A 19671-nucleotide genomic window follows, 5' to 3' on the forward strand; every position below is an offset into this window, starting at 1 on the left:
CGTGTATCGCCGCTGGAGTCACCTCGATGCAGCCAGTTCCAGCGTGTAAACAACCAGTTGGACCTTCGGCGCAGGGCGCTCCTTTTCACGCTCCAGCCGGCGGACGTAGCCAAGGCGGCGGTAGAGCCGCTGCGACGGTTCATTATCGACGGCGGTGTCCAGGACTACGCGGTCTGCGCCCCGGGTGGCGGCAATACGGGCGGATTCATCCAGGAGCCGCTGGCCAAGCCCCGCGCGGCGGGCCTCCGGGAGCACGGCCAGCAGCCTGAGCTCCACTTCACCTTCTTCGGCCTGCCGGCTGAGGTGTGAGCCAAAGGGCAGGAGGCTGGCGGTGCCTACCAAGCGTCCGGTTTCCACGTCTTCGGCAACCAGCAGCACGCCTTCGCGTGCCCTTGCCGCGGCGTCCAGCAAGAGTTCAAGACGCTGTTCGTCGGGCTGGCGTGCGCCGGGTTGATGATGACCAAACCCTTCGTACGTCAGCCGCCCCACGGCGTCGTACTCTTCGGGGCGGGCGTGCCGAATCACGTGGGTGCCGGTGGCAACGGTTGGTGTGGTGGTCATGATTGTCCTTTCGGCTGCGGATCGAGTCCGAGGTGCGATTTCAGGGTGGTGCCCGCGTACTCAGTGCGCGCAAGGCCGCGTTCCTGGAGCAGAGGGATGACGCCGGTGGCGAAGCGCTCCAGGTCCTGGGGGAGGAGGGAGAACATGAGGTTGAAGCCGTCCGCGGCGCCTTCGGCGTGCCAGCGGGCCAAGGAGTCGGCCACATGGCGGGGCGTTCCGATGAAGTCGAGGTTACGTTTGTCGCCTGTGAGGATGGAGTAGAGGTCCTTGAGCGTGACCTCGTCCTCGCGTCCGCGGATCTGTTCCCCGGCGGAGCGGAAGTCCGTCCTGGGCTGCGTGATGGTGGGAATGCCGGATTGGGCCACTGTGGCGTCAGCACCGAGCCCGGTAAAATCCAGCTGGCCGGCGAAGTATTCCTGCAGGAAATCCAGCACCTGCTGATCGGTGATGAGGTTGTCCAACTCCCGGATGCGTTCCAAAGCTTCGTCCCGGGTGTCCGCGACCACGGGCGAGATGGCCTGGTAGACGTAGATTTCCTCGGGATTCCGGCCGAACGCCTTCGCCTGAGCCCTGACGGACTCCCGGTACTGCCGAGCCTGCGGAATGTCGGGGTGGCTCGCGAAAAGGGCGTTGGCGAAGCGTGCCCCTAGCTTCTGGCCCGGCACGGAAGTGCCTGCTTGGGCCAGCAAAGGGGAGTGCTGCGGAGAGGGCCCGATGTTCAGGGGGCCGGCGACCTTGAAGAACTCGCCTTGGTAGTCCAGCCGGCTGAGTTTGCGGCGATCAAAGAAGCGTCCTTGCGCTTTGTTGTAGAGGAAAGCGTCCCTATCCCAGGAATTCCAGAGCCCTTGGGTGACCTCCACGAATTCTTCAGCGCGGCGGTAGCGGAGGCTGTGGTCGAAGTGCTCAACGGCGCTGAAGTTGCCGGCTGTGCTATTGGTGAGGTCCCGCGTGGTGACGATGTTCCAGCCAACACGGCCGCCGCTGATGTGGTCAGCTGTGAGGGCCGCCCGGGCAAAGTTGAAGGGCTCGTCATAGGACGTGGAGGACGTGGCGATGAGGCCGATGTTACTGGTGACCGCGCCAAAGGCCGTGACCAGGCCGATGGGCTCGAACCTGTTGAGGATGCCCGGATTGGACGTCTCATCGATCGCGAGGGAGTCGCCCAGGAAGATCGCGTCGAACTTGGCTTCTTCGGCAGTTTTGGCGAGCTGTACCTGGTGGGCGAAGTCGATGCTCGCCTGAGGGAACGCTGTCTCGTGGCGCCATGAAGCCAGATGGATGCCTGTGCCCACAAGGTAGGCGAAGAAGTGAATCTGTTGGCGTTCACGGATGAGTGTCTGATTCATGGGCCTGTTTCGGTGCTGTTGCTTCTTGGGGTCAGGAAGGTTGAGGGGCGGCGGCACTCTGTGGCGCAGGGCCGCCGCCCCTCAAGTGCTATTTGCTCTTCTTGATGGCTGCTTCTTCAGCAGTGAGGACTTCCTGCAGCTTCGCAGCGGTCCAGTCAGCCTTGAACTGCAAGTTGCCGTCGTTGAGCTTGGTCACCGAGGCCTCAACTTCGGGGGAGTGGTAGGCATCAACGATCTTCTTCCACGTGGCGTCGTCCTTACGGTCGGCCTTCACCACGAAGCCGTTGATGTACGGGGCCAGGGACTCGGAGTTCAGGTCTTCCTTGAAGATGATCTTCTCGTCACCCAGTCCACCCTTCTGGGCTTGGGTGTTGTTCACGACGGCGGCGTCCGTGGTTCCCTTGAGCGCGTTCACCGTTTGGTTGCTGTCAACGGGGACAACCTTGATCTTGCTCGAGGTGATCTCAGCCGGAGTGGACAGCGAGTTGCCGCCATCCTTGAGCTGCAGCAAGCCGGCGGTCTGCAGGTTCAGCAGTGCGCGGGCCTGGTTTGTGGGGTTGTTCGGAATCGCAACCTCGGCGTCCGCCGGCAGCTCACCAACGGATTTGAACTTCTCCGAGTACAGAGCCAGCGGGTAAACGGCGGTAGCGCCTACCGGGACCAGCGAGCCATTGCTGTTGACGTTGAACTGGGACAGGTACTTCAGGTGCTGAAAGAGGTTGATGTCCACCTGGCCCTGCTGGGTTGCCGTATTGATCTGCGCGCCATCTGTGAAGTTCTTGACCTCAAGATCAACGCCCTGATCCTTGAGCTTGTTCTTCAGGATGGTCCAGTGCTCCTCGGCACCGTCGTCCACGCCGATGACCACCTTGGTGTTCGCAGAGGTTGTGGAACCACTTGACGCACCCCCGCATGCCGAGAGCGATAGGGCGGCGATCAGGCCGACGGCGGCGACTAACAGGCGGTTCTTCATGATGCTTCTCCGTACAAAGGGTCTTGATGCGAATGGAAGGTGCAGGGTGTTCCCCTCGGCTCACGCTAGGCACGGTGGATGGTGTGAATCGAATGCCTGCGCAACACTCCGACGCGGGCCGTCAAGGGAAGAAACCGCAGGTCACAGGGCTTCACGCGGTTCGGTCACCCGGTGACCGCGCTGCTGGAATGGGCATTCAATCAACCCCGAAGGAGGCTCCGGTGAGCGCGATCGTTTCCCTGCGCGGAGTCAGCAAGCTGTTCCCGATCCAAGGAAGCAAGCGCAGCCAACGCACCGAAGCAGTGCGGGCCGTAGACGACGTCACCTTGGACATTGAAGAGGGCACTGTAGTAGGCATCGTGGGATATTCCGGTGCCGGAAAATCCACGCTGGTCCGCCTGCTCAACGGCTTGGAACGTCCCACCGAGGGCCACGTTTACGTCAAAGGCCAGGACATCTCGTCGCTCCCCGAAAGCCAGTTGCGCACAGTCCGTGCCGGCATCGGCATGATCTTCCAACAATTCAATCTCCTGAAGTCCCGCACCGTGTTCGGGAACGTCGCGTATCCGTTGAAGGTGGCAGGGTGGCCCAAAGAGAAGATCAAGCCGCGCGTGGAGGAGCTTCTTGAGTTCGTGGGTATCGCGGACAAGGCAGGCTCCTACCCACGCCGGCTCTCCGGAGGGCAGCAGCAACGCGTAGGCATTGCCCGTGCGCTGGCAAACGCCCCGGACATCCTCCTCGCTGACGAAGCAACCAGCGCACTGGACCCGGAAACCACCCGCGACGTCCTGCGCCTTCTACGCCGCATCAACAAAGAACTCGGCACCACCGTTGTGGTGATCACCCACGAGATGCACGTTGTCCGGGAAATCTGCGACACCGTAGTGATGATGGAATCCGGCCGGGTAGTGGAATCCGGGCCTACATACTCCGTATTCGCCGACCCCCGCAGCGACTCCACCCAACGCTTCGTTTCCACGGCCGTCCACGGCACCCCGGGACCGGACACCGTCAGCCGCCTCACCGCGGCACACCCGGGCCAGCTCGTCTCCGTTGGCATCTCAGAGGCAGCGCCCACCCCTTTGGTTGCGGCCACGTTCGAGCGCCACGGCGTGGGTTCCAGTGTGGTGTTCGGCGGCGTCACCGAGATTCAGAACAAGATCCTCGGCACCCTCACCTACGAGCTCACGGGCAGCGACGCCGCGATTGACGCTGCGCTCGCCGACCTTGGTGACGTCACCGCCGTCGAACGCCAAACGCCGACGGCGGCCCCCGCCGATAGTGCCGTTCCGCACCTTCCCGTCCCCGCGAACGCCGGAGAATAGCCATGACCGACTGGACAACCCTCCTGCCCGTGCTGGGCGAATCCTTCCAACAGACCATCTACATGGTGGTCATCACCGTCCTGCTCAGCGGCATCGCCGGGCTGGCGCTGGGCGTCACCCTCTACGCCACCAGGCCCGGAAACCTGTTTGCCAATAAGGCCGTATTCTCGTTCCTGAATTTTCTGGTGAACATCATCCGGCCCATCCCGTTCATCATCTTCATCACGGCCATTGCGCCGCTGACCCTCATCATCATGGGCACCACTATTGGCACTACTGCCGCGATCCTGCCCATGGCGCTGATGGCCGGTGTGGTGATTGGTCGGGTAGTGGAGCAAAACCTGGTGGCGTCAGACCCTGGCGTGGTTGAGGCCGCCCGGGCCATGGGCGACAGCCGACTGCACATCCTGTGGTCCGTGGTGATTCCCGAGTCGCTGGCACCGCTGATCCTGGGCTACACGTTCATGATCATCGCGATCGTGGACATGTCTGCCATGGCCGGGTACATCGGCGGCGGTGGGCTGGGCAACTTCGCCATCATGTACGGCTACCAGCAGTTCAACTGGGAAGTCACCCTGGTGACAGTCCTGATCATCATCGTCATGGTCCAGGCCGCGCAGTTGCTGGGTAATTTCCTGGCCCAGCGCATCCTTCGCCGCTAAGTCTTTTTGGAGAATTATTATGCCTATCGAGTTCCTCGGCATGGGCGCCGGCAACGACTCCACGGAGACTTCGCCTGCCACCACGTCTTTCTTCGACCCCCAGTACGCGGCCCGCATTGCGCGGATCCACGAGGACAACAACTGGGACCACGTACTTTTTGCGTACAACTCCACCACGCAGGATCCCTCAGTCCATGCGGCATGGGTCGCTGCGAACACGGAGCGAATCCAGCTGCGTTTGGCACACCGGCCCAACGTTTCCCATCCGACGTTCGCCGCCCGCTCCTTCCTGACGCTGGACCACATCGCGCAAGGCCGGCTGACCGTGCACTTCATTACCGGCGGAAGCCAAGCGGACCAGGCCCGCGAGGGTGATTTCCTGGCCAAGGATGCCCGGTACGGCCGGACGCAGGAGTACATGCAGATCGTTCGGCGGTCGTGGTCCGGGGAGTCGTTCAGCTGGGACAGCGAGCACTATCGCTTTGAGGACTTTGCCTCTGGTTTGGGGCCCTTTGCCGGCAAGAGGCCGGGTATTTCCTTTGGCGGCTCCTCCGAAGCCGCGTGGTCTGTGGGCGCCGCTGAAGCAGACATCTATGCGCTCTTCGGCGAGCCGCTGGCCGACGCCGCTTCGCAGCAAGAGCAGATCCTTGCGCGGGCCGCTGCTTTGGGCAGAGTTGAACCGTTGCGCTGGCAGATCGCCTTCCGGCCCATTGTTGCTGCCACCGACGAATTGGCGTGGGAGAAGGCACACGCCATCCTTGGAACGTTCGAGGCGCGACGGTCTGCCGGCGAGGTCATTGATCCTGTGCGCCACTACAACCAGAAGCCTGAAGCTGCCGGCACCCAAAGGCTGCTCGCTGCCGCGGAACGTGCTGACCTGCACGACCGCGCCCTCTGGACGGCCCTCGCCAAAGCAGCAGGCGGCGGAGGCGGAAGTGCGACGGCGTTGGTTGGCAGCTACGACACCGTCACCCAAGCGATCCTGGACTACCACGACCTCGGATTCGAGATCTTCGGCCTCCGCGGTTACGACTTCGTCCCGGACGCACTCGAGTTTGGCCAGCACGTCATCCCGCAGTTGAAGCAGGAAGTGGCGCATCGGGAGCAGGGCCGGACCGCCGAGGAGCTCCGGGCAGGCCAAGCCGCCGCCCGAGCGCGGGTGCTGGCTGACGCTTCCTGACCCTCTCTCACATCCCGCGGGTTTTTGGGCGTCCCTCTCTCACATCCCGCGGGTTTTTTGGCGTCCCTCTCTCACGAACCGCTTTCCCTTCAGGTGCAATGCCGCCCGTCGTTCCCCGCCGACGCTATGACCCGCCGACAAACGGCACTCCGGATGCTCCATTCGGGAGTGTCCGTTTATCGGTGGGTCCGGGCCTTGGGTGCTGATTCACACACGGTCATGCGGTTCCTGCAGGCACACGGCGCCGCCACCGGCCAAGCTTCCAAGAACGCCTTCCACCAAGGCATCGTCATGTGCCGCATTTTTCTGGGCGTCGCCCCGCTCGCCGCTGGAATCGACTGGCTTCGTGAGGCGCGGGATCGCGCAAAGACGAGTGCCGCCGTCGTGACTTCCGGAAAGGAAGCCGCGACGACGGCGGTGGTGCTGACGCCGGAAGGCCCGACGGCGGCAGGTACTCAGCGCTCGGAAGCCACCGAATCGGTGGACGCCTGAGTGGTGGCTGCGGGCGGAGTCGCTTCGACGGGCGGGGCGGTGGGCCCGGTGGTGGGGACGCCGGCATCGCGGAGGGCCGGGAAGCCGCCGTCCACGTGGACAGCTTTGGTGTAGCCGAGGACCTTGAGTTTTTGCGCGACGGGTCGTGAACCGTTCACGGAGCCGCAGAACACCACGATTTTCTGGTCGGTGCCGCTGAGCTGGGCGAGGCGGTGTGCGGATTCAGGGCTGAAGTCTTCGTCCACGTGCTCGCGGTTCACCACCACAGCGCCGGGGACTGCGCCGGTGCTGGCGCGGCCGCCTTCGCTGCGGACATCGATCAGCAGGGCACCTTCTTTGATGAGCTTGGCCGCGGCATCGGCGGTGATCAGTTGGGTGTCCTGGACTGATTCCTGGACGGGTTCCTGGACGGCGGTTTCGTTGGACATGGTGCTCCCTTGCTAGGTGGTGGTTGGAAAATCGGAAAAGGCTAGAGGCCCCAGGCTTCGGCCAGCAGCTGGTAGGAGTTCTGACGGTCGGCGGGGTCATGGGCAATGGTGGTGATGAGCAGTTCCTGGGCGCCGGTGGCTCGCTGCAAGGTACGGAGACCTTCGCTGACCTGGTGGGGATCGCCCACGAACCGTGTGTCCAAGCGGTCCTTGATGAGGTCCTTGGCTTCCGCATCCAAGGTGAGCTCCAACGCATCGTCTGGTGACGGGTACGGGATGGCGCCGTGGCCGCTGCGGATGCCGTGCACCCAGTGTTCGTAGCCGCGGGCCAAGCGCTGGGCCTGGCGTTCGTCCGGAGCTACCAGCACGTCCGCGGAGACGATCACATGCGGTTCCCGCAAGGCTGCGGAGGGTTCGAAGTGGGCCCTGTACTCGGCAATGGAGTCCAGAACCCCCGCCGGTGCCACGTGGTAGTTCGCGCCGAAGGGGAGGCCCAACTTGCCGGCCAACCGTGCACTGGGTCCGGCTGTTGAGCCGTGGACCCAGAACTGCGGCGCCTGGCCGAGGGCGGGTGTTGCCGTGACTTCCTCGCCGTGTTTGGTCCTGTACTCGCCGGTGAAAAATCCGATGATGTCCTGGATGTCATTCTCAAAGTTGTCCGCGTCTCCCGGGAAGCGGCCCAGCAGTTCACCCTGCAGCCGGAACTTCCTGGGCAGGACAGCGCCGAAGATGGGGCGCGGCGCGGGGATCAGCAGTCCGTCAACCTCGCGATCGGTGGGCTCCGAAGAGTCAGCGGCCACCACCCCCGGTGCGGGCTCGCTGGGCGACTTGGGCGGACCGGAGCGGCCAAAGCCCAAGTCCACGCGGTCCGGGAAAACGGCGGCGAGCGTCCCGATGCTCTCGGCAATCTGGAGAGGCCGGTAGTTCCCCAGCAACGTTGCCGCGGTGCCCACCCTGATGGTCTTGGTGGCGGAGGCAACCAACCCGGCCAGAATATGCGGGGCTGACCCGGCAACGCCGGTGTTGAGGTGGTGCTCGGCCAGCCAATACCGCGAGTAGCCGGAAGCCTCGGCAGCGGCGGCAAGGGCAAGGGTGCTACGCAGGGCATCGCCGGGAGTCTGACCGGCCGATACCGGGCTCAGATCGAGGACGGAGAGCGGAGTGGCTGAAGGCTTCGGCATGGCTCGACACTACGGAGCGAGGTGCTTGCGCCCAAGCCGGTCCGTCACCCCGCTCAACCGTGCTAAATCCTACGAAACGCAGCGAAACGGGTCGTCACAAGGGAGGAGGGATTAGTGCTGTCCCGGCAGGAAGCCGCTCTGTGGCGGTATGAAGCCCGGTCCGCGCTCCTCGTCCTGCTTCCGTTCTGCGGCACTGCGCGTGTCGCTCTCGGCGGTTTCGTCGGAGTCACCATCCACGTCGGCCAGGCCGTTGGTCTGATCGAACGGGTGGGTGATGGGATCCACGATCGGTGTCGAGTCCGAGGCGGGGGTAGCCGACGCCCCGGCAGCGGCAGTCCCTGGCCTGGGGTTCTCGTCGCCGGTCTCCGGTGCCTGCTTTTCGATGTACTCCTTGAACTTCTTCAAGTCTGACTCAGCCTGCCTTTCAACAATGTGCAACCTGTCGCCCAGGAACTCGAGGACGCCGTGCGGTTCGTATTCCAAGGACAGATGCAGTGACGTCTGGCTTGGGCCTGCTTCTTTGAAATCAACCCAACCTGCGTTCTTGGCACCCTCAACGGCGGCCCATGCCACCGCTCGGTCCAGGTCCTGTTGGACGATCTTGGCTTCCCAGCGGCGATGGACGCCCGCGATTTGGGCCACCCATTCCAGCCGGTCGTCGCTGAGCCGTGTCACGCGCTCAACGCCGCCCATGAAGTGTGGAAACTCCTCGAACTTGGTCCACTGCCTGTAGGCCGTACTGACCGGGACATTGACCATGATTGTCTTGTTCACTTTCGTGGTCACTGTGTCCTCCTCTTAGTCTTGCCCGATAATAATCAGCATACTTACATTGTCGGTCTTTGAGGAGGGAAATAACAGGCCCGGTCAGCCCAAGCGCTCTCTCACATAACGGGCCCTTCCGCCCAACGCTCTATCACCCGGTGATAGAGCGTCGGCGGAAATGGCGCGTTATGTGAGAGAGCGCCGGGAAGGCGATTGGTGGCGCGGGTGGGTGGCCCTGGTGAATGTGCGTGTCGCCAGCGAACTGTCGCCGGCGAACTGTCGCGTCGGTAACCCGTTGACACCCTTACGAGTCAGCGATATCGTACAACCAAATGGTTGTAGATCAGCTCCGTACACACCTCTCCGACGCCGAGATCGACCGGATCTTTCAGGCTTTGGCCGATGCCACCCGTAGGGACATCGTGGCCCGGGTGACCGAGGGGGAGTACTCGGTCTCCGGGCTTGCTGCGCTCTACACCATGAGTTTCGCGGCCGTACAAAAACATGTTGCGGTCCTGGAACGGGCCTCCCTGGTGACTAAGGAGAAGCGTGGGAGGGAACAGATCGTGCGGGGAAACCATGAAGGACTACAGAAAGCCCGCCATCTGCTGGATCAACTGGAAATGATCTGGAGGCAACGAGCCGACCGGATTGCGGACATACTCGCCGAAGATGATGAAAGGGATCTGCCATGACTGTTGTCAGCGTAAACAAGGATGTTGAGGCACTGAGCTTCAGCATTGTTTCTGAATTCGATGCCGACGTGAAGCGCGTCTGGCAGGTTTGGGAAGACCCCCGGCAGCTTGAGCGTTGGTGGGGACCGCCCACCTGGCCGGCCACTTTTGAGACGCACGAATTCACCGTTGGCGGGAAGGCCGCGTACTACATGACCGGTCCGGACGGCACCAAAGCGCGGGGCTGGTGGAAGTTCACCGCCGTCAACTCCCCGGACCACCTTGAGTTCGACGACGGATTCGCCGACGAACAAGGCGAGCCGGTAGATGACCTGGGTATCACCCACGCCACCGTGAAACTTGAGCCCCTGGAAAACCGCACCCGCATGACCATCACGTCCACCTTCGACTCCGAAGAACAGATGCAGAAGATGGTCGAGATGGGCATGGATGAGGGAATGCGGGAAGCAGTCGGGCAGATCGACGCCATGCTTGCCAATGCCTGATCACTGAACCCAAAGCAAAAAGATGCCGACGACGGCGGGCGCCTCCCGCCGTCGCCGGCGTATGGTTAAGTCCCTGTTGCCTCTCGAAACGGACCAGTGTCATGGCGCGAATGATCATCATGGGTCCTCCCGGTTCCGGTAAAGGTACGCAGGCAGAGCACATTGCCCGGCATTTTGGGATCCCCGCCATTTCCACTGGTGAGCTGTTCCGCGACCACGTCCGCGACAAAACGGAATTGGGGGCAGAAGCCAGCGGCTATATGGATCGCGGGGAGTTTGTGCCGGATCACGTCACCACGGCCATGCTGAGGGCGCGGCTTGATGAAGAGGACGCGGCGGCCGGGTTCCTGTTGGACGGCTACCCACGGACGGTCATCCAGATCGGCGCCCTGGACGAGATCCTGGCCGACCGTCAGCAAACCCTTGAAGTAGTTCTTGAGTTGACCGCATCAGACGACGAATTGCTTTCCCGGATGCTCCGCAGGGCGCACGAACAGGGACGCGCCGACGACACCGAACCCGTGATTCAGCGGCGGCTTGAGCTGTACCGGGACCAAACGCAGCCAGTGCTGACGGCATACTCGCATCGTGGGATTCTGCTCAGTGTCGACGGGACGGGCGCAAGGGAAACCATCACCAAAGCTGCGATCACCGCCTTGGAGGGAGCGCTGGCGGGTTAGCTGCCGGCGGCCGTGGGAAGCTCGGCAGCAGGTACGTGGGCAGCCGGAATCTCCGCAGCGAGCGACCGCAGGTACGCCGCAAATCCTTCCGGCGCGCGGGAATGCGTCCGCCCGGAGGTCACAACGCGGATGGAGTCCGTGGCTATCACTGCGAAACCTCGGTGGCGGAGCCGTTCCACCAGGACGCGGTCCTCATGGGCCCGCAACTCGGGAAACCCGCCCGCGCTGATGTATGCCGAGGCCCGGATTCCCATGTTGGCGCCGTAGATGTGCTGATGGTCCTCCCGAAAAGGGTGGAGTTCCAGCCAGCGGCGATGGATGGCTGGCTCCATGTCTGCTGGGTCGGGTTCAACCGACCCAAGGACGGCGTCCGCGCCGGCATCGGCCAGTTCCACCTGCCGCGTCAGCCAATGCAGGGGTACAGCGGAGTCGGCGTCCGTGGTGGCCAGCCAGATACCGGCAGCGTCATCAGCACGCAGGCTTTCCAACGCGGCGCGCAAACCAAAGTCCCGGCTGGCCCCCGTGCTCCGCAGCTGCACGTTCACCACGCTGAAGCGGTTGTCGCCGGAGGTATGGGCAGCGGCAATCTCTGCTGATCGATCGGTGCAATGATCAAGAACCACCACGATCCTGGCTTCAATGTCCTGGCGTTCGTGGTGGAGAGCGTCCGCGGAGGCTTTCAGTGCGGCCAAAGCTTTGCCGATGTGCTGGTCCTCATTATGGGCGGGCATCACCACTGCCAGGCTCTTGATCTCCAGCGGCCGGGGCATGGTTATGCTGTCCTCTCAGGTGCCAGAAGGATCTCCAACATGAAGTCTTTCTCACGGTAGAGGCCGTGCGTGGGCCAGCCGAGTTTCTTACGAGCCATGGCATGGACCGCTTCGGCGTCCAGTTGCCAGCCCGAAATGGGGTGCCGCCAATGGCACAACACCAAGGTGCCGCCGGGTCGCGTGGACGCCTCAATCCGTGCCAGGAGCTCAGAGAGTTCATCCGGCGAAAGGTAGTAACCCGTCTCGGACAACACCACAAGATCGAACGTTCCCTCAGGCCATTCACCGGGCATGGTCAGGTGCTTGGCTTGGGCGGAGGGGAATCGGGCCAGCCGCTTAGCTGCCTGGGCAAGGGCTGCGCTGCTGGCGTCCACTCCAAGGAACTGTTGGCAGCGCTGGGCGAGTTCCTCGCTGAGAGTGCCAATGGAGCAACCCAGTTCCAGCCCGGATTCATACGATTCCTCCGGCAGCGCGGCCAAGGTCATTGACCGTTTGCGCCGTTCGTACCAGCTGGTGGTGTAACTCCAGGGATCTTCCTCCCTGGAGTGGACCTCGTCGAAGATCCGCTCGGCGTCTGCGGCACTGTTGCTCCCGGCCGCGGAAGGATGCCAAGAGAAGGTCTCCCATGGCCTTCTGAAGTGTTCAAGGAACGTATCTGAAAGGAGCGTCTCATCTCCGGGTTGATCGGACAGCGGCTTCGTTTGGGAGAGGTGGGCGCCCATTGCCCGTTGTTTGGCGCGCTGATCCTGATCCGCTAACGGCACCCGCACCCACGAGTTCCATGTGGAGTCATCCGGACCAGCCCACAACCAGTACCAGATGGGATACTCCAGCAGGCCATGGCCGCCCTGTGCCGCGACGTCCGCGGCGATGCTGCCAAGGGTGTCATGGTCGGTGTGCCCGTCATGGCGATAGGGGGCAATAATCGTGACGCTGTCTGCCGGCCTTCCCGCAACCGCTGCCCGAAGAGAGTCCGCGATCCTCTCCGTACTGGCCGCGAGCTGCCCATCGGCAAGTTCCAGGAACCGCCACGTGGCGCTGGGATTCAACCCGGACACTGCCGAGTCGAACTCCGTGAGCCTGACAGCCGCAAGCTGTTCCGGCGTCGTGGTTTGCGAGTCAGGATGCGAAGCTTCGCCGGCGGTGCACAGCAGAACCTCCACTGCAGCTCCGGCTTCATGAAGTTTGGCAAGGAAACCGCCTGCGCCCAGTGTTTCGTCGTCCGGGTGGGCCGCGAGAACTACGAACGTCATGTCAGCCAGTTCGTCTGCGCTCAGGGGCAGTTCGGGCAAGGCAGCAACCCCGCTGGCAGCCCATTCAGACTCCGACGTGCCGGTGTCCGTGTGCGAGAAAGCTACCAACTGCGGTCCCCTTTCAGAGCCAGGGCGCCCAACTGGGCGTCGTCCCGCATGGCGTGATGCTGCCTGATGTACAGCGACAGGTCCGCCATGCGCTTGCCATAAGCTTCGTCGAAAGCCAGCGGGCCGGGGCCCAGGTTCTGCGTCACCAAGGTTTGCACACGCTCGACGGCGGTGGCAACAGTTCCGCGGATACGGAGGGCTTCCGGCCAGGGGCTTGGGCCGTCAGGATCTGAGCCTTCCAAATCACCGGCGTCGATTCGTTCCGCTGCCTGGGCGAGGTGGCTCGTGGTGGTGGCAAGGATACGGTCGATCTCGCCCAGGGAAGCCAGCGCAAACTGGTCCGGTTCGCGGCCGTTGGCTGCGGCCTTGGTCAACGCATCCGTGTAGTCTCGCGCTACGGCGACGGCTCCGCCTAACCAACACGCAGCCACACCCATGCCGCCCCAAGCGAAACCCGGGCGCTGGAAATACCAGCTTCCTTGGTTGACGGGCTGCGCTGCGACTTGGTCAAAGTGGACTGTTCCGCTCGGAATTTCCTGCAGGCCGCGACTGGTCCACGCGGGTGTCTCCGCTGTCACGCCTTGGTGCTTTAGGTCAACGGCGAAGGCCGCTCTGGTGTTGTTGTCTTCCGTGTGGGCGGTGATCACTGCGCCGTCCAGCTGCGCGGCCAGTGAGCACCACGGCTTGGATCCGTTGAGGACGTAGCTGCCGTTTGCGGTTCGCTTGGCCTCGAGCTTTGTTCCGGGGCCTTCCGCTGCGAAGACTCCCCATGTTCCCTCTTGCGGTTCTTCTGCCCCCGCTTGAGAGAGGATTGCCAAGGCATCAAGGTGTGGTTCGAGCACTCGCCCGGCCGCGACATCCACGGCTGTGACGGAGGCCAACAGTTCCCACAGCTTGGCGGTGTTTCCTTCTCCGGGCTTTGGGGCGGTCCGGCCGATGTCCTTGGCCAGGGTCAGCAAAGTCGGCACGTCGCCCACTGCTGCCCGCACTTTTTCGAGCACAGGCTCCAAGGCTTGCAGCTGCGCAGGTTCGGAACTGATGCGGACGGGCTGGGCTTCGGAATAGCTCATGATGCCAAGCCTAAACTAAGGAACCTTAGGTTATCTGTGCGGAAAGCAAACGGACGACGGCGGGAGGTTCCCGCCGTCGTCCGCTTTGCTTTGTTTCGTGGTGCGCTAGATGATCAGGTTCATGGCGTTCCAGCCGGAGCCGACCAGGCCGCGGGGGAGCCAGCCTCCTTGGGCGTTGCTGGGGTAGAGCCAGAGGGCTCCGCCTGCGTCGCGGGCCAGGAGGTCCACGTTGCCGTCGCCGTTGAAGTCGCCGGGGCCGATGATTGAGGTCATGGCGTTCCAGCCGTTGCCTACGGTGGTGGGGCCGGTGAAGTACGAATGCACTCCCCACTCATACCGTGTCTGGTGACCTCTGTATTCCTGCAATGCTCCGGGGCCGTCAGTAGCCAGAAGATCGGGAACGCCGTCCTTGGTGATATCGCCGGGCCCCATCATCGCAGTCAATACATGCCACCCGTTCCCCATCCGGCTCGGCGGAAGCCAGCCACCTTTTCCGTTCCCTCGATAGAGCCAGAGGTAGCTGTCCGCGTCCCTGGCTACCAAGTCGGCACTTCCGTCAAGGTCGAGGTCTCCGACTGCTGTGACAGCGCTCATCGAATTCCATCCCTGTCCCACTTGGACTCGAGCAAACCAACCGCCTCCGCCGTTGCCTGGGTAAAGCCAGAGTGCGCCGCCGCCATCACGCGCCAGAACGTCGGCATTGCCGTCCCCATTGAAGTCTCCGGGGGCAACCATGGACGTCATCACGTTCCAGCCTTGGCCAACCTGAATCCGCGGAAGCCAGCCACCGTTGCCCTGACCGGGGTAAAGCCACAAGTTCCCGTTTCCATCGCGGGAAAGGACATCGGGCTTTCGGTCTCCGTTGAAGTCGTGCCCCACGCTAGCCGCTTTGATCGTGATGGTCAGGAGTGCGCTGATCGCATCTGAACCGTAGCCATTAGTGGACGCGACGCGGAACGTGTAAGTGCCTGGTGTGGTGGGAACGCCGGTTAGCACCCCGCCAGGATTTAGTGATTGCAGAGTGAGGCCGGGCGGTAATGAGCCGCTTGCAACCTTGAACTGGGGTACCAGCGAGCCGCTAGCCGTGAAGTAGTGATGGTACCGGACCCCGACAGTCCCTGCGTTTGGCGGGTTACCGGAGGTGAAGACCGGCGCAACGTTCTTCCCGTCAATGATCCGGATTTCAGCGGCACCTGAGTCGAGGACATAGATCTTGTTCGTGGCCTCGTTCACGGCCAGGTCAGCCGGATTATTGAAGTCCCTGACATCACCCAGCAGGTTTGCCTGCGAATCAAATACCGTTACACGGTAGTTGTAAAGATCAGATGCATAGACCTTATTGGTGGTTTCGTTGACTGCCATGCTCTGATAATTGGTGTCGTCCACCGGGGTATTAGTAACTTTCAGGGTGGCACCGTCGAGCGCCGTCAGGTACTGGCCGCCTTCATCTGAGGCATAGACCATGTTGGCTTTGCGGTTGATGGCCATGACCCCGGGACGCGCATCTGTTCCAGTTGGAGCAACAGTCACAGCATTGGTTTGTCCATCGAGAACCGCAAATGCCTTGGCGGCCGGGCAGGCAAAGAAAATCTTTTGGGCAGCGCTATTCAAGACCATGGACTGGGCGACACATCCAAGGTCAATGGTGCTGAAAGTGTGGTTAGCTCCGTCGAGAACCGCAGTCTTCTTACCGACCCAATCCGTGACAAAGATCCGGTTCGTTGTCTCATCAACGGCCATTGATTCAACAGCCAAGGGCGAAGGCAAAAGAGTAGCTGTCCGAGTGGACCCGTCGATAACTGAGAGTCCTGCGCCCCTGTGGCTAACGTAGATCTTGTTGGTTTTGCTGTTGACGGCGAGAACCGATGGGCGTGCCGCGAGAGCGATGGTCGTCGTCACTTCAGATGCGCCGTCGATTACTGTGACCAGTTTGCTGCCAGCATGGGAGACGTAAATCTTGTTGGTAATTTCATTGACGGCAATTTCCTCGGGAAATTCGGTAACGGCGATCGATTTCGAGGTCATGGTGTTTCCATCAACGACCATCACCGACTTGGCGGTGTAGTTCGTTACGTAGATCTTGTTGGTCTTGGCATTCAACACTTCGTCTATAGGCATGCTGCCTTTGAACTTTTGGTCAGTCAGAATGTCAGCCTGCGCCGACCCGGCTCCCACTCCGACCAGGATGCTCGCCGCCGTGAGCAGCACAAGAAGCCCGGCAGCAAGACGCCTCCCCGCGGCACCGACAAAAGACCTGGATATACCCCGAGCAGCCAAGGCTCAACCCCCAATAAATTCGATGAGCGACTATCGCTTCAACCAGCGAAGTTTACAGCCGGCCGAGCATTGGATGTGATCCGGGTCCCAATGTTTCGTCCAGCGGCCAAAGCTTCGGACCCCCAACGCGCTCAACCCCCGCCAAAGTTCCCATTGGTCCCAACATGAAGCGCATCTTCACAGCTTTTGTCACGCTTGTCACATCTTGTTGTCATTAACGGTGACAAGTTCCGTAGCTTGGAAAGGTCAGCAGTCCAGAGCTAGGAGTTCCCATGCCGCAGTCCAACGAATCCGCCACCGTTCCCGCCGACTCACACAGCCCGCCAGGCCCCAAGGCCCGTAAGACCAGCCTCCTGAGCAACCTGGGAGCAGACCTACCCGCATCGCTCGTCGTCTTCCTCGTAGCGCTCCCGCTTTCCCTCGGCATCGCCGCCGCCTCAGGTGCTCCGATCATGGCGGGCCTCATTGCCGCAGCCGTCGGCGGCATTGTTGCAGGCAGCCTGGGCGGCTCCCCACTGCAGGTGAGCGGCCCAGCCGCCGGTCTGACCGTCGTCGTTGCCGGCCTGGTAGACGAGTTCGGCTGGCAGGTGACATGCGCAATCACCGCTGCTGCCGGCGTCGTGCAGCTCCTCATGGGTGTCAGCCGCATCGGGCGTGCTGCGCTGGCAGTCTCGCCGGTGGTAGTCAAGGCGATGCTCGCGGGCATCGGCATCACCATCATCCTGCAGCAACTCCACGTACTTCTTGGCGGTCAGGCCGCTGGATCTGCCCTCGAAAACCTCACAGCGCTCCCCCCAGCCATCACCAACGTCGAGCTGCACTCGGCGTTGCTGGGCGTGGCCGTCGTCGCGATTCTACTGACGTGGAAGTTCCTCCCCGCCGCAGTCCGGAAGATCCCCGGGCCGCTTGCCGCCGTCGTCGCCGTGACGGCGCTGTCCGTCGCAGTTGCGCCAAGCGTGGAGCGCATTAGCTTCAGCGGATCCATCTTCGACGCCATCGCCCTCCCAAGCCTGCCCGACGGAAACTGGCGCGCCGCGGCCATGGCCGTCATCACGGTGGCTCTGATCGCTAGCATCGAGTCGCTCCTGTCAGCCGTCGCCGTAGACAAAATGGGCGGCTCGCGCACCAACCTCAACCGGGAACTCGTGGGCCAAGGCTCCGCGAACGTCGTTTCCGGCATGCTCGGCGGGCTGCCCGTCACCGGTGTGATTGTCCGTAGTGCCACCAACGTAGAAGCCGGAGCGAAGAGCCGTACCTCCGCAATCCTGCACGGCGTGTGGGTTCTGGTGTTTTCGGCCCTCTTCGCCGGACTCATCCAACTGATTCCGTTGTCCGTGCTCGCCGGGCTCCTGCTGGTGATCGGCGCCAAGCTCATCAAAGTCGCGGACATCCGCACCAGCCTCCGCACGGGAGACCTCCTCGTCTACAGCGTCACCCTGGTCTGCGTGGTGGCCCTCAACCTCCTTGAAGGCGTCATCATCGGCCTCGCACTGGCCGCCCTCTGCGTCCTGTGGCGCGTGCTCCGGGCACAGATCCATGCGCACGCTCCCTCTGCAGAAGCACTGCCGTGGCGCGTGACCATCGCCGGCTCCTGCAGCTTCTTCGCGCTGCCCCGGCTCAACCGCGTCCTCCATTCCGTGCCAGAAGGCCAGGATGTGGTGGTGGAACTCAACGCCGACTACCTTGACCACGCCTTCCGCGAAGCACTGGTCGCTTGGCAGAAGCAGCAGCGCAACACCGGCGCCTCCGTGATCCTCGAAGAGCACGGAACCACTGCATTCAGCGACGCCGCGGACAACACCCCGCAGCGCCAAGACCCGCGCGAATTCCCGCTGCCGCCCCGTACGTCCTGGTTGCCTGCCGGTGTCACCCCAGCTCACGACGACGACGGCGGGCGGCTGCCGCTGCGGTCAATCCTCCTGGGCATCGATAAGTATCACCGGCGGCACGCAGACAAGGTCCGTCCCCTGGTTCAGGACCTCACCGAAGGGCAGAATCCGGACACGCTCTTTGTTGCCTGTGTGGACTCCAGGGTCAATCCCAACCTGATCACCAGCAGCGGGCCCGGCGACCTCCTCACTCTCCGGAACATTGGCAACGTGGTGTGCAATGACGGCAGCGATGCTTCGATCGACTCTGCCCTGTCCTTCGCCGTCAAAGGCTTGTCCGTGGACTCGATCGTGGTCTGTGGGCACTCCAACTGCGGTGCGATGAAAGCTGTCATTGCCGATGCTGAGGGGGCTTCGCCGGGCATGGGTGCCGGCTTCGATACGTGGCTGGAGCACGCCCGGCCGAGCTACTCTGCCCTGATGACCGGCCACCCTGTAGCGATTGCTGCAGCGGCTGAGGGTTACAGCCGGCTGGACCAATTGAGCATGGTGAACGTGGCCCTCCAACTCCGGAAGCTGGAAGAACACCCGGTCACCGGGCCTGCCCTGGCATCCGGTCAACTTGAGGCCACTGGCTTGTTCTACGACATTTGCACGGCCCGGGTTGTCCTGGTGACGCCGGAGGGCATCGAGCAACTGGACCCGAGCATGGCGGTTCGCGCGTAGCTCCACGTGCCCCAGACTGGCCCCATCCACCCACTTTGGGAGGACAACAGCCCCGACACTCCGCTTCGGCGGCGTGTCGGGGCTGTTTCAGTTTTAATGTGGGTGGTGGAGGCCCGGGCCACCCACAGCGTGCGCAATACTGGACTCAGAGACCACGATTTCCGGCAGGCGAGGGCTGCCGTGTGAGGAGGTGGCGGGGAACGTGAATGCCGAGAACAACGCCTTCAGACGGAAGCTCGAGCGGGGCGCGGAACTGCGGGCAGTACGGTCTTGGGGCGGGAATGCCGAAGAAGACGCAGAGCTTGAGGCCGCGGATGCCGAAGAACGCGAGAAACGCCGCAAGGTGGATGACGCTGCACGGGTTGAATACCTCATCCGCGATGCCATGAACCAGGGCAAGTTCGACAACCTGAAGTACGCCGGCAAACCAATCCCCGGTTTGGGGGAGCACTACGACCCCGACTGGTGGGTCAAGGGGCTCATCCAGCGTGAACGGCTCAGCGGCATCGGGCCGCCCGCCATCTTACTGCGGATTGAGGACTCGGAACTCGACGCCAAGGTGGACCTGCAATACACCGAGAAACAAGTCCGGGATCTGCTGGAGGACTTCAACAAACGCGTGGTGGAGGCGCGGCGGCAATTACAAGGCGGCCCGCCAGTGATCACTAAGCTCCGCGACGTGGAGGCTGAAATTGTAAGGTGGCGGGAGCGCAGGGCCGCAGCAGCCCCACCCGAGCCGGAGCCTGACCCGCCCGGCAAACGAACGTGGTGGCAGCGACTCTGGAACGGCCCCGGGTGAGGGGCACACAACGGCAGCCGACGGCGAAACAAACCTGAGTTCCGCCGTCGGCTGCTGTTCTGTGTG

At 62.7% G+C, this 19671-nt stretch carries 19 protein-coding genes; 9 read left to right on the forward strand and 10 right to left on the reverse strand.

The window, feature by feature from the left end:
- Positions 1–18: 18 nt before the first annotated feature.
- The 3 genes from MOD31_RS08465 to MOD31_RS08475 all read right to left on the reverse strand — a co-directional run bounded on the left by MOD31_RS08465 (position 19) and on the right by MOD31_RS08475 (position 2880).
- Positions 19–561, reverse strand: a complete 543-nt coding sequence (locus MOD31_RS08465; protein WP_250820326.1) for a GNAT family N-acetyltransferase — start codon at positions 559–561, stop codon at positions 19–21.
- Positions 558–1907, reverse strand: a complete 1350-nt coding sequence (locus MOD31_RS08470) for an LLM class flavin-dependent oxidoreductase (RefSeq protein WP_250820327.1) — start codon at positions 1905–1907, stop codon at positions 558–560. The genes MOD31_RS08465 and MOD31_RS08470 overlap by 4 nt, the downstream gene beginning before the upstream one ends.
- Positions 1908–1995: 88 nt before the next feature.
- Positions 1996–2880 carry a MetQ/NlpA family ABC transporter substrate-binding protein gene (locus tag MOD31_RS08475; RefSeq protein ID WP_223940916.1) on the reverse strand — a complete coding sequence of 295 codons (885 nt, stop codon included), beginning with the start codon at positions 2878–2880 and terminating at the stop codon, positions 1996–1998.
- 221 nt (positions 2881–3101) lie between these two features.
- Between MOD31_RS08475 and MOD31_RS08480 the strand changes: the two genes are divergently transcribed.
- From MOD31_RS08480 to MOD31_RS08495, 4 genes are all read left to right on the forward strand, one after another.
- Positions 3102–4205, forward strand: a complete 1104-nt coding sequence (locus MOD31_RS08480; RefSeq protein WP_250820328.1) for a methionine ABC transporter ATP-binding protein — start codon at positions 3102–3104, stop codon at positions 4203–4205.
- 2 nt (positions 4206–4207) lie between these two features.
- Positions 4208–4867 (forward strand): methionine ABC transporter permease, encoded by a 660-nt coding sequence (locus tag MOD31_RS08485; protein WP_011776065.1) that lies wholly within the window; start codon positions 4208–4210, stop codon positions 4865–4867.
- 19 nt (positions 4868–4886) lie between these two features.
- Positions 4887–6047 carry an LLM class flavin-dependent oxidoreductase gene (locus MOD31_RS08490; RefSeq protein ID WP_250820329.1) on the forward strand — a complete coding sequence of 387 codons (1161 nt, stop codon included), beginning with the start codon at positions 4887–4889 and terminating at the stop codon, positions 6045–6047.
- Positions 6048–6173: 126 nt separating this feature from the next.
- Entirely contained in the window at positions 6174–6539 is a 366-nt protein-coding gene (locus MOD31_RS08495) for a hypothetical protein (protein WP_250820330.1), read from the forward strand.
- Here MOD31_RS08495 and MOD31_RS08500 read toward each other — a convergent pair.
- The 3 genes from MOD31_RS08500 to MOD31_RS08510 all read right to left on the reverse strand — a co-directional run bounded on the left by MOD31_RS08500 (position 6503) and on the right by MOD31_RS08510 (position 8934).
- Positions 6503–6967 carry a rhodanese-like domain-containing protein gene (locus MOD31_RS08500; RefSeq protein WP_250820331.1) on the reverse strand — a complete coding sequence of 155 codons (465 nt, stop codon included), beginning with the start codon at positions 6965–6967 and terminating at the stop codon, positions 6503–6505. The two genes, MOD31_RS08495 and MOD31_RS08500, sit on opposite strands and share 37 nt — an antisense overlap.
- A 41-nt stretch (positions 6968–7008) precedes the next feature.
- On the reverse strand, positions 7009–8148 hold the full coding sequence (locus MOD31_RS08505) for an LLM class flavin-dependent oxidoreductase (protein WP_250820332.1): 1140 nt from the start codon (positions 8146–8148) through the stop codon (positions 7009–7011).
- 111 nt (positions 8149–8259) lie between these two features.
- A complete protein-coding gene (locus MOD31_RS08510) occupies positions 8260–8934 on the reverse strand; it encodes an SRPBCC family protein (protein WP_250820333.1) in 675 nt (224 codons plus the stop codon).
- A gap of 311 nt (positions 8935–9245) precedes the next feature.
- On the opposite strand from MOD31_RS08510, the gene MOD31_RS08515 reads away from it, so the two are divergent.
- The 3 genes from MOD31_RS08515 to MOD31_RS08525 all read left to right on the forward strand — a co-directional run bounded on the left by MOD31_RS08515 (position 9246) and on the right by MOD31_RS08525 (position 10773).
- On the forward strand, positions 9246–9608 hold the full coding sequence (locus MOD31_RS08515; protein WP_166842373.1) for a helix-turn-helix transcriptional regulator: 363 nt from the start codon (positions 9246–9248) through the stop codon (positions 9606–9608).
- The gene (locus MOD31_RS08520; protein ID WP_250820334.1) at positions 9605–10093 is read left to right on the forward strand and encodes an SRPBCC domain-containing protein; all 489 of its coding nucleotides are present in this window, start codon (positions 9605–9607) and stop codon (positions 10091–10093) included. The genes MOD31_RS08515 and MOD31_RS08520 overlap by 4 nt, the downstream gene beginning before the upstream one ends.
- Positions 10094–10194: 101 nt before the next feature.
- The gene (locus tag MOD31_RS08525) at positions 10195–10773 is read left to right on the forward strand and encodes an adenylate kinase (RefSeq protein WP_250820335.1); all 579 of its coding nucleotides are present in this window, start codon (positions 10195–10197) and stop codon (positions 10771–10773) included.
- Here MOD31_RS08525 and MOD31_RS08530 read toward each other — a convergent pair.
- From MOD31_RS08530 to MOD31_RS08545, 4 genes are all read right to left on the reverse strand, one after another.
- Entirely contained in the window at positions 10770–11543 is a 774-nt protein-coding gene (locus MOD31_RS08530; protein ID WP_250820336.1) for a glycosyltransferase family 2 protein, read from the reverse strand. The genes MOD31_RS08525 and MOD31_RS08530 overlap by 4 nt on opposite strands.
- A gap of 2 nt (positions 11544–11545) precedes the next feature.
- Entirely contained in the window at positions 11546–12904 is a 1359-nt protein-coding gene (locus MOD31_RS08535; protein ID WP_250820337.1) for a PIG-L family deacetylase, read from the reverse strand.
- Complete coding sequence (locus tag MOD31_RS08540) at positions 12898–13974, reverse strand: acyl-CoA dehydrogenase family protein (protein WP_250820338.1); 1077 nt, start codon at positions 13972–13974, stop codon at positions 12898–12900. Before MOD31_RS08540 ends, MOD31_RS08535 begins: the two co-directional genes overlap by 7 nt.
- A 105-nt stretch (positions 13975–14079) precedes the next feature.
- Positions 14080–16092, reverse strand: coding sequence for an FG-GAP-like repeat-containing protein (locus tag MOD31_RS08545; protein WP_250820339.1), 2013 nt, complete (start codon positions 16090–16092; stop codon positions 14080–14082).
- Positions 16093–16523: 431 nt separating this feature from the next.
- Here MOD31_RS08545 and MOD31_RS08550 point away from each other — a divergent pair, with 431 nt between their 5' ends.
- Both MOD31_RS08550 and MOD31_RS08555 read left to right on the forward strand, forming a co-directional pair.
- Positions 16524–18806, forward strand: coding sequence for a bifunctional SulP family inorganic anion transporter/carbonic anhydrase (locus MOD31_RS08550; RefSeq protein ID WP_250820340.1), 2283 nt, complete (start codon positions 16524–16526; stop codon positions 18804–18806).
- A 202-nt stretch (positions 18807–19008) separates the two neighbouring features.
- Positions 19009–19605 carry a DUF1992 domain-containing protein gene (locus MOD31_RS08555; RefSeq protein WP_142937970.1) on the forward strand — a complete coding sequence of 199 codons (597 nt, stop codon included), beginning with the start codon at positions 19009–19011 and terminating at the stop codon, positions 19603–19605.
- Positions 19606–19671 lie beyond the last annotated feature (66 nt).

It is taken from the genome of Paenarthrobacter sp. TYUT067 (genome assembly GCF_023656375.1).
In the GTDB taxonomy this organism is placed as follows: domain Bacteria; phylum Actinomycetota; class Actinomycetes; order Actinomycetales; family Micrococcaceae; genus Arthrobacter.

Excerpts from the sequence above, each read along its gene's own strand:
- MOD31_RS08465 (WP_250820326.1), bottom strand. The coding sequence starts at position 561 with ATGACCACCACACCAACCGTTGCCACCGGCACCCACGTGATTCGGCAC.
- MOD31_RS08470 (WP_250820327.1), bottom strand. The coding sequence starts at position 1,907 with ATGAATCAGACACTCATCCGTGAACGCCAACAGATTCACTTCTTCGCC.
- MOD31_RS08475 (WP_223940916.1), bottom strand. The coding sequence starts at position 2,880 with ATGAAGAACCGCCTGTTAGTCGCCGCCGTCGGCCTGATCGCCGCCCTA.
- MOD31_RS08485 (WP_011776065.1), top strand. The coding sequence starts at position 4,208 with ATGACCGACTGGACAACCCTCCTGCCCGTGCTGGGCGAATCCTTCCAA.
- MOD31_RS08490 (WP_250820329.1), top strand. The coding sequence starts at position 4,887 with ATGCCTATCGAGTTCCTCGGCATGGGCGCCGGCAACGACTCCACGGAG.
- MOD31_RS08495 (WP_250820330.1), top strand. The coding sequence starts at position 6,174 with ATGACCCGCCGACAAACGGCACTCCGGATGCTCCATTCGGGAGTGTCC.
- MOD31_RS08500 (WP_250820331.1), bottom strand. The coding sequence starts at position 6,967 with ATGTCCAACGAAACCGCCGTCCAGGAACCCGTCCAGGAATCAGTCCAG.
- MOD31_RS08505 (WP_250820332.1), bottom strand. The coding sequence starts at position 8,148 with ATGCCGAAGCCTTCAGCCACTCCGCTCTCCGTCCTCGATCTGAGCCCG.
- MOD31_RS08515 (WP_166842373.1), top strand. The coding sequence starts at position 9,246 with ATGGTTGTAGATCAGCTCCGTACACACCTCTCCGACGCCGAGATCGAC.
- MOD31_RS08520 (WP_250820334.1), top strand. The coding sequence starts at position 9,605 with ATGACTGTTGTCAGCGTAAACAAGGATGTTGAGGCACTGAGCTTCAGC.
- MOD31_RS08525 (WP_250820335.1), top strand. The coding sequence starts at position 10,195 with ATGGCGCGAATGATCATCATGGGTCCTCCCGGTTCCGGTAAAGGTACG.
- MOD31_RS08530 (WP_250820336.1), bottom strand. The coding sequence starts at position 11,543 with ATGCCCCGGCCGCTGGAGATCAAGAGCCTGGCAGTGGTGATGCCCGCC.
- MOD31_RS08540 (WP_250820338.1), bottom strand. The coding sequence starts at position 13,974 with ATGAGCTATTCCGAAGCCCAGCCCGTCCGCATCAGTTCCGAACCTGCG.
- MOD31_RS08545 (WP_250820339.1), bottom strand. The coding sequence starts at position 16,092 with ATGCCTATAGACGAAGTGTTGAATGCCAAGACCAACAAGATCTACGTA.
- MOD31_RS08550 (WP_250820340.1), top strand. The coding sequence starts at position 16,524 with ATGCCGCAGTCCAACGAATCCGCCACCGTTCCCGCCGACTCACACAGC.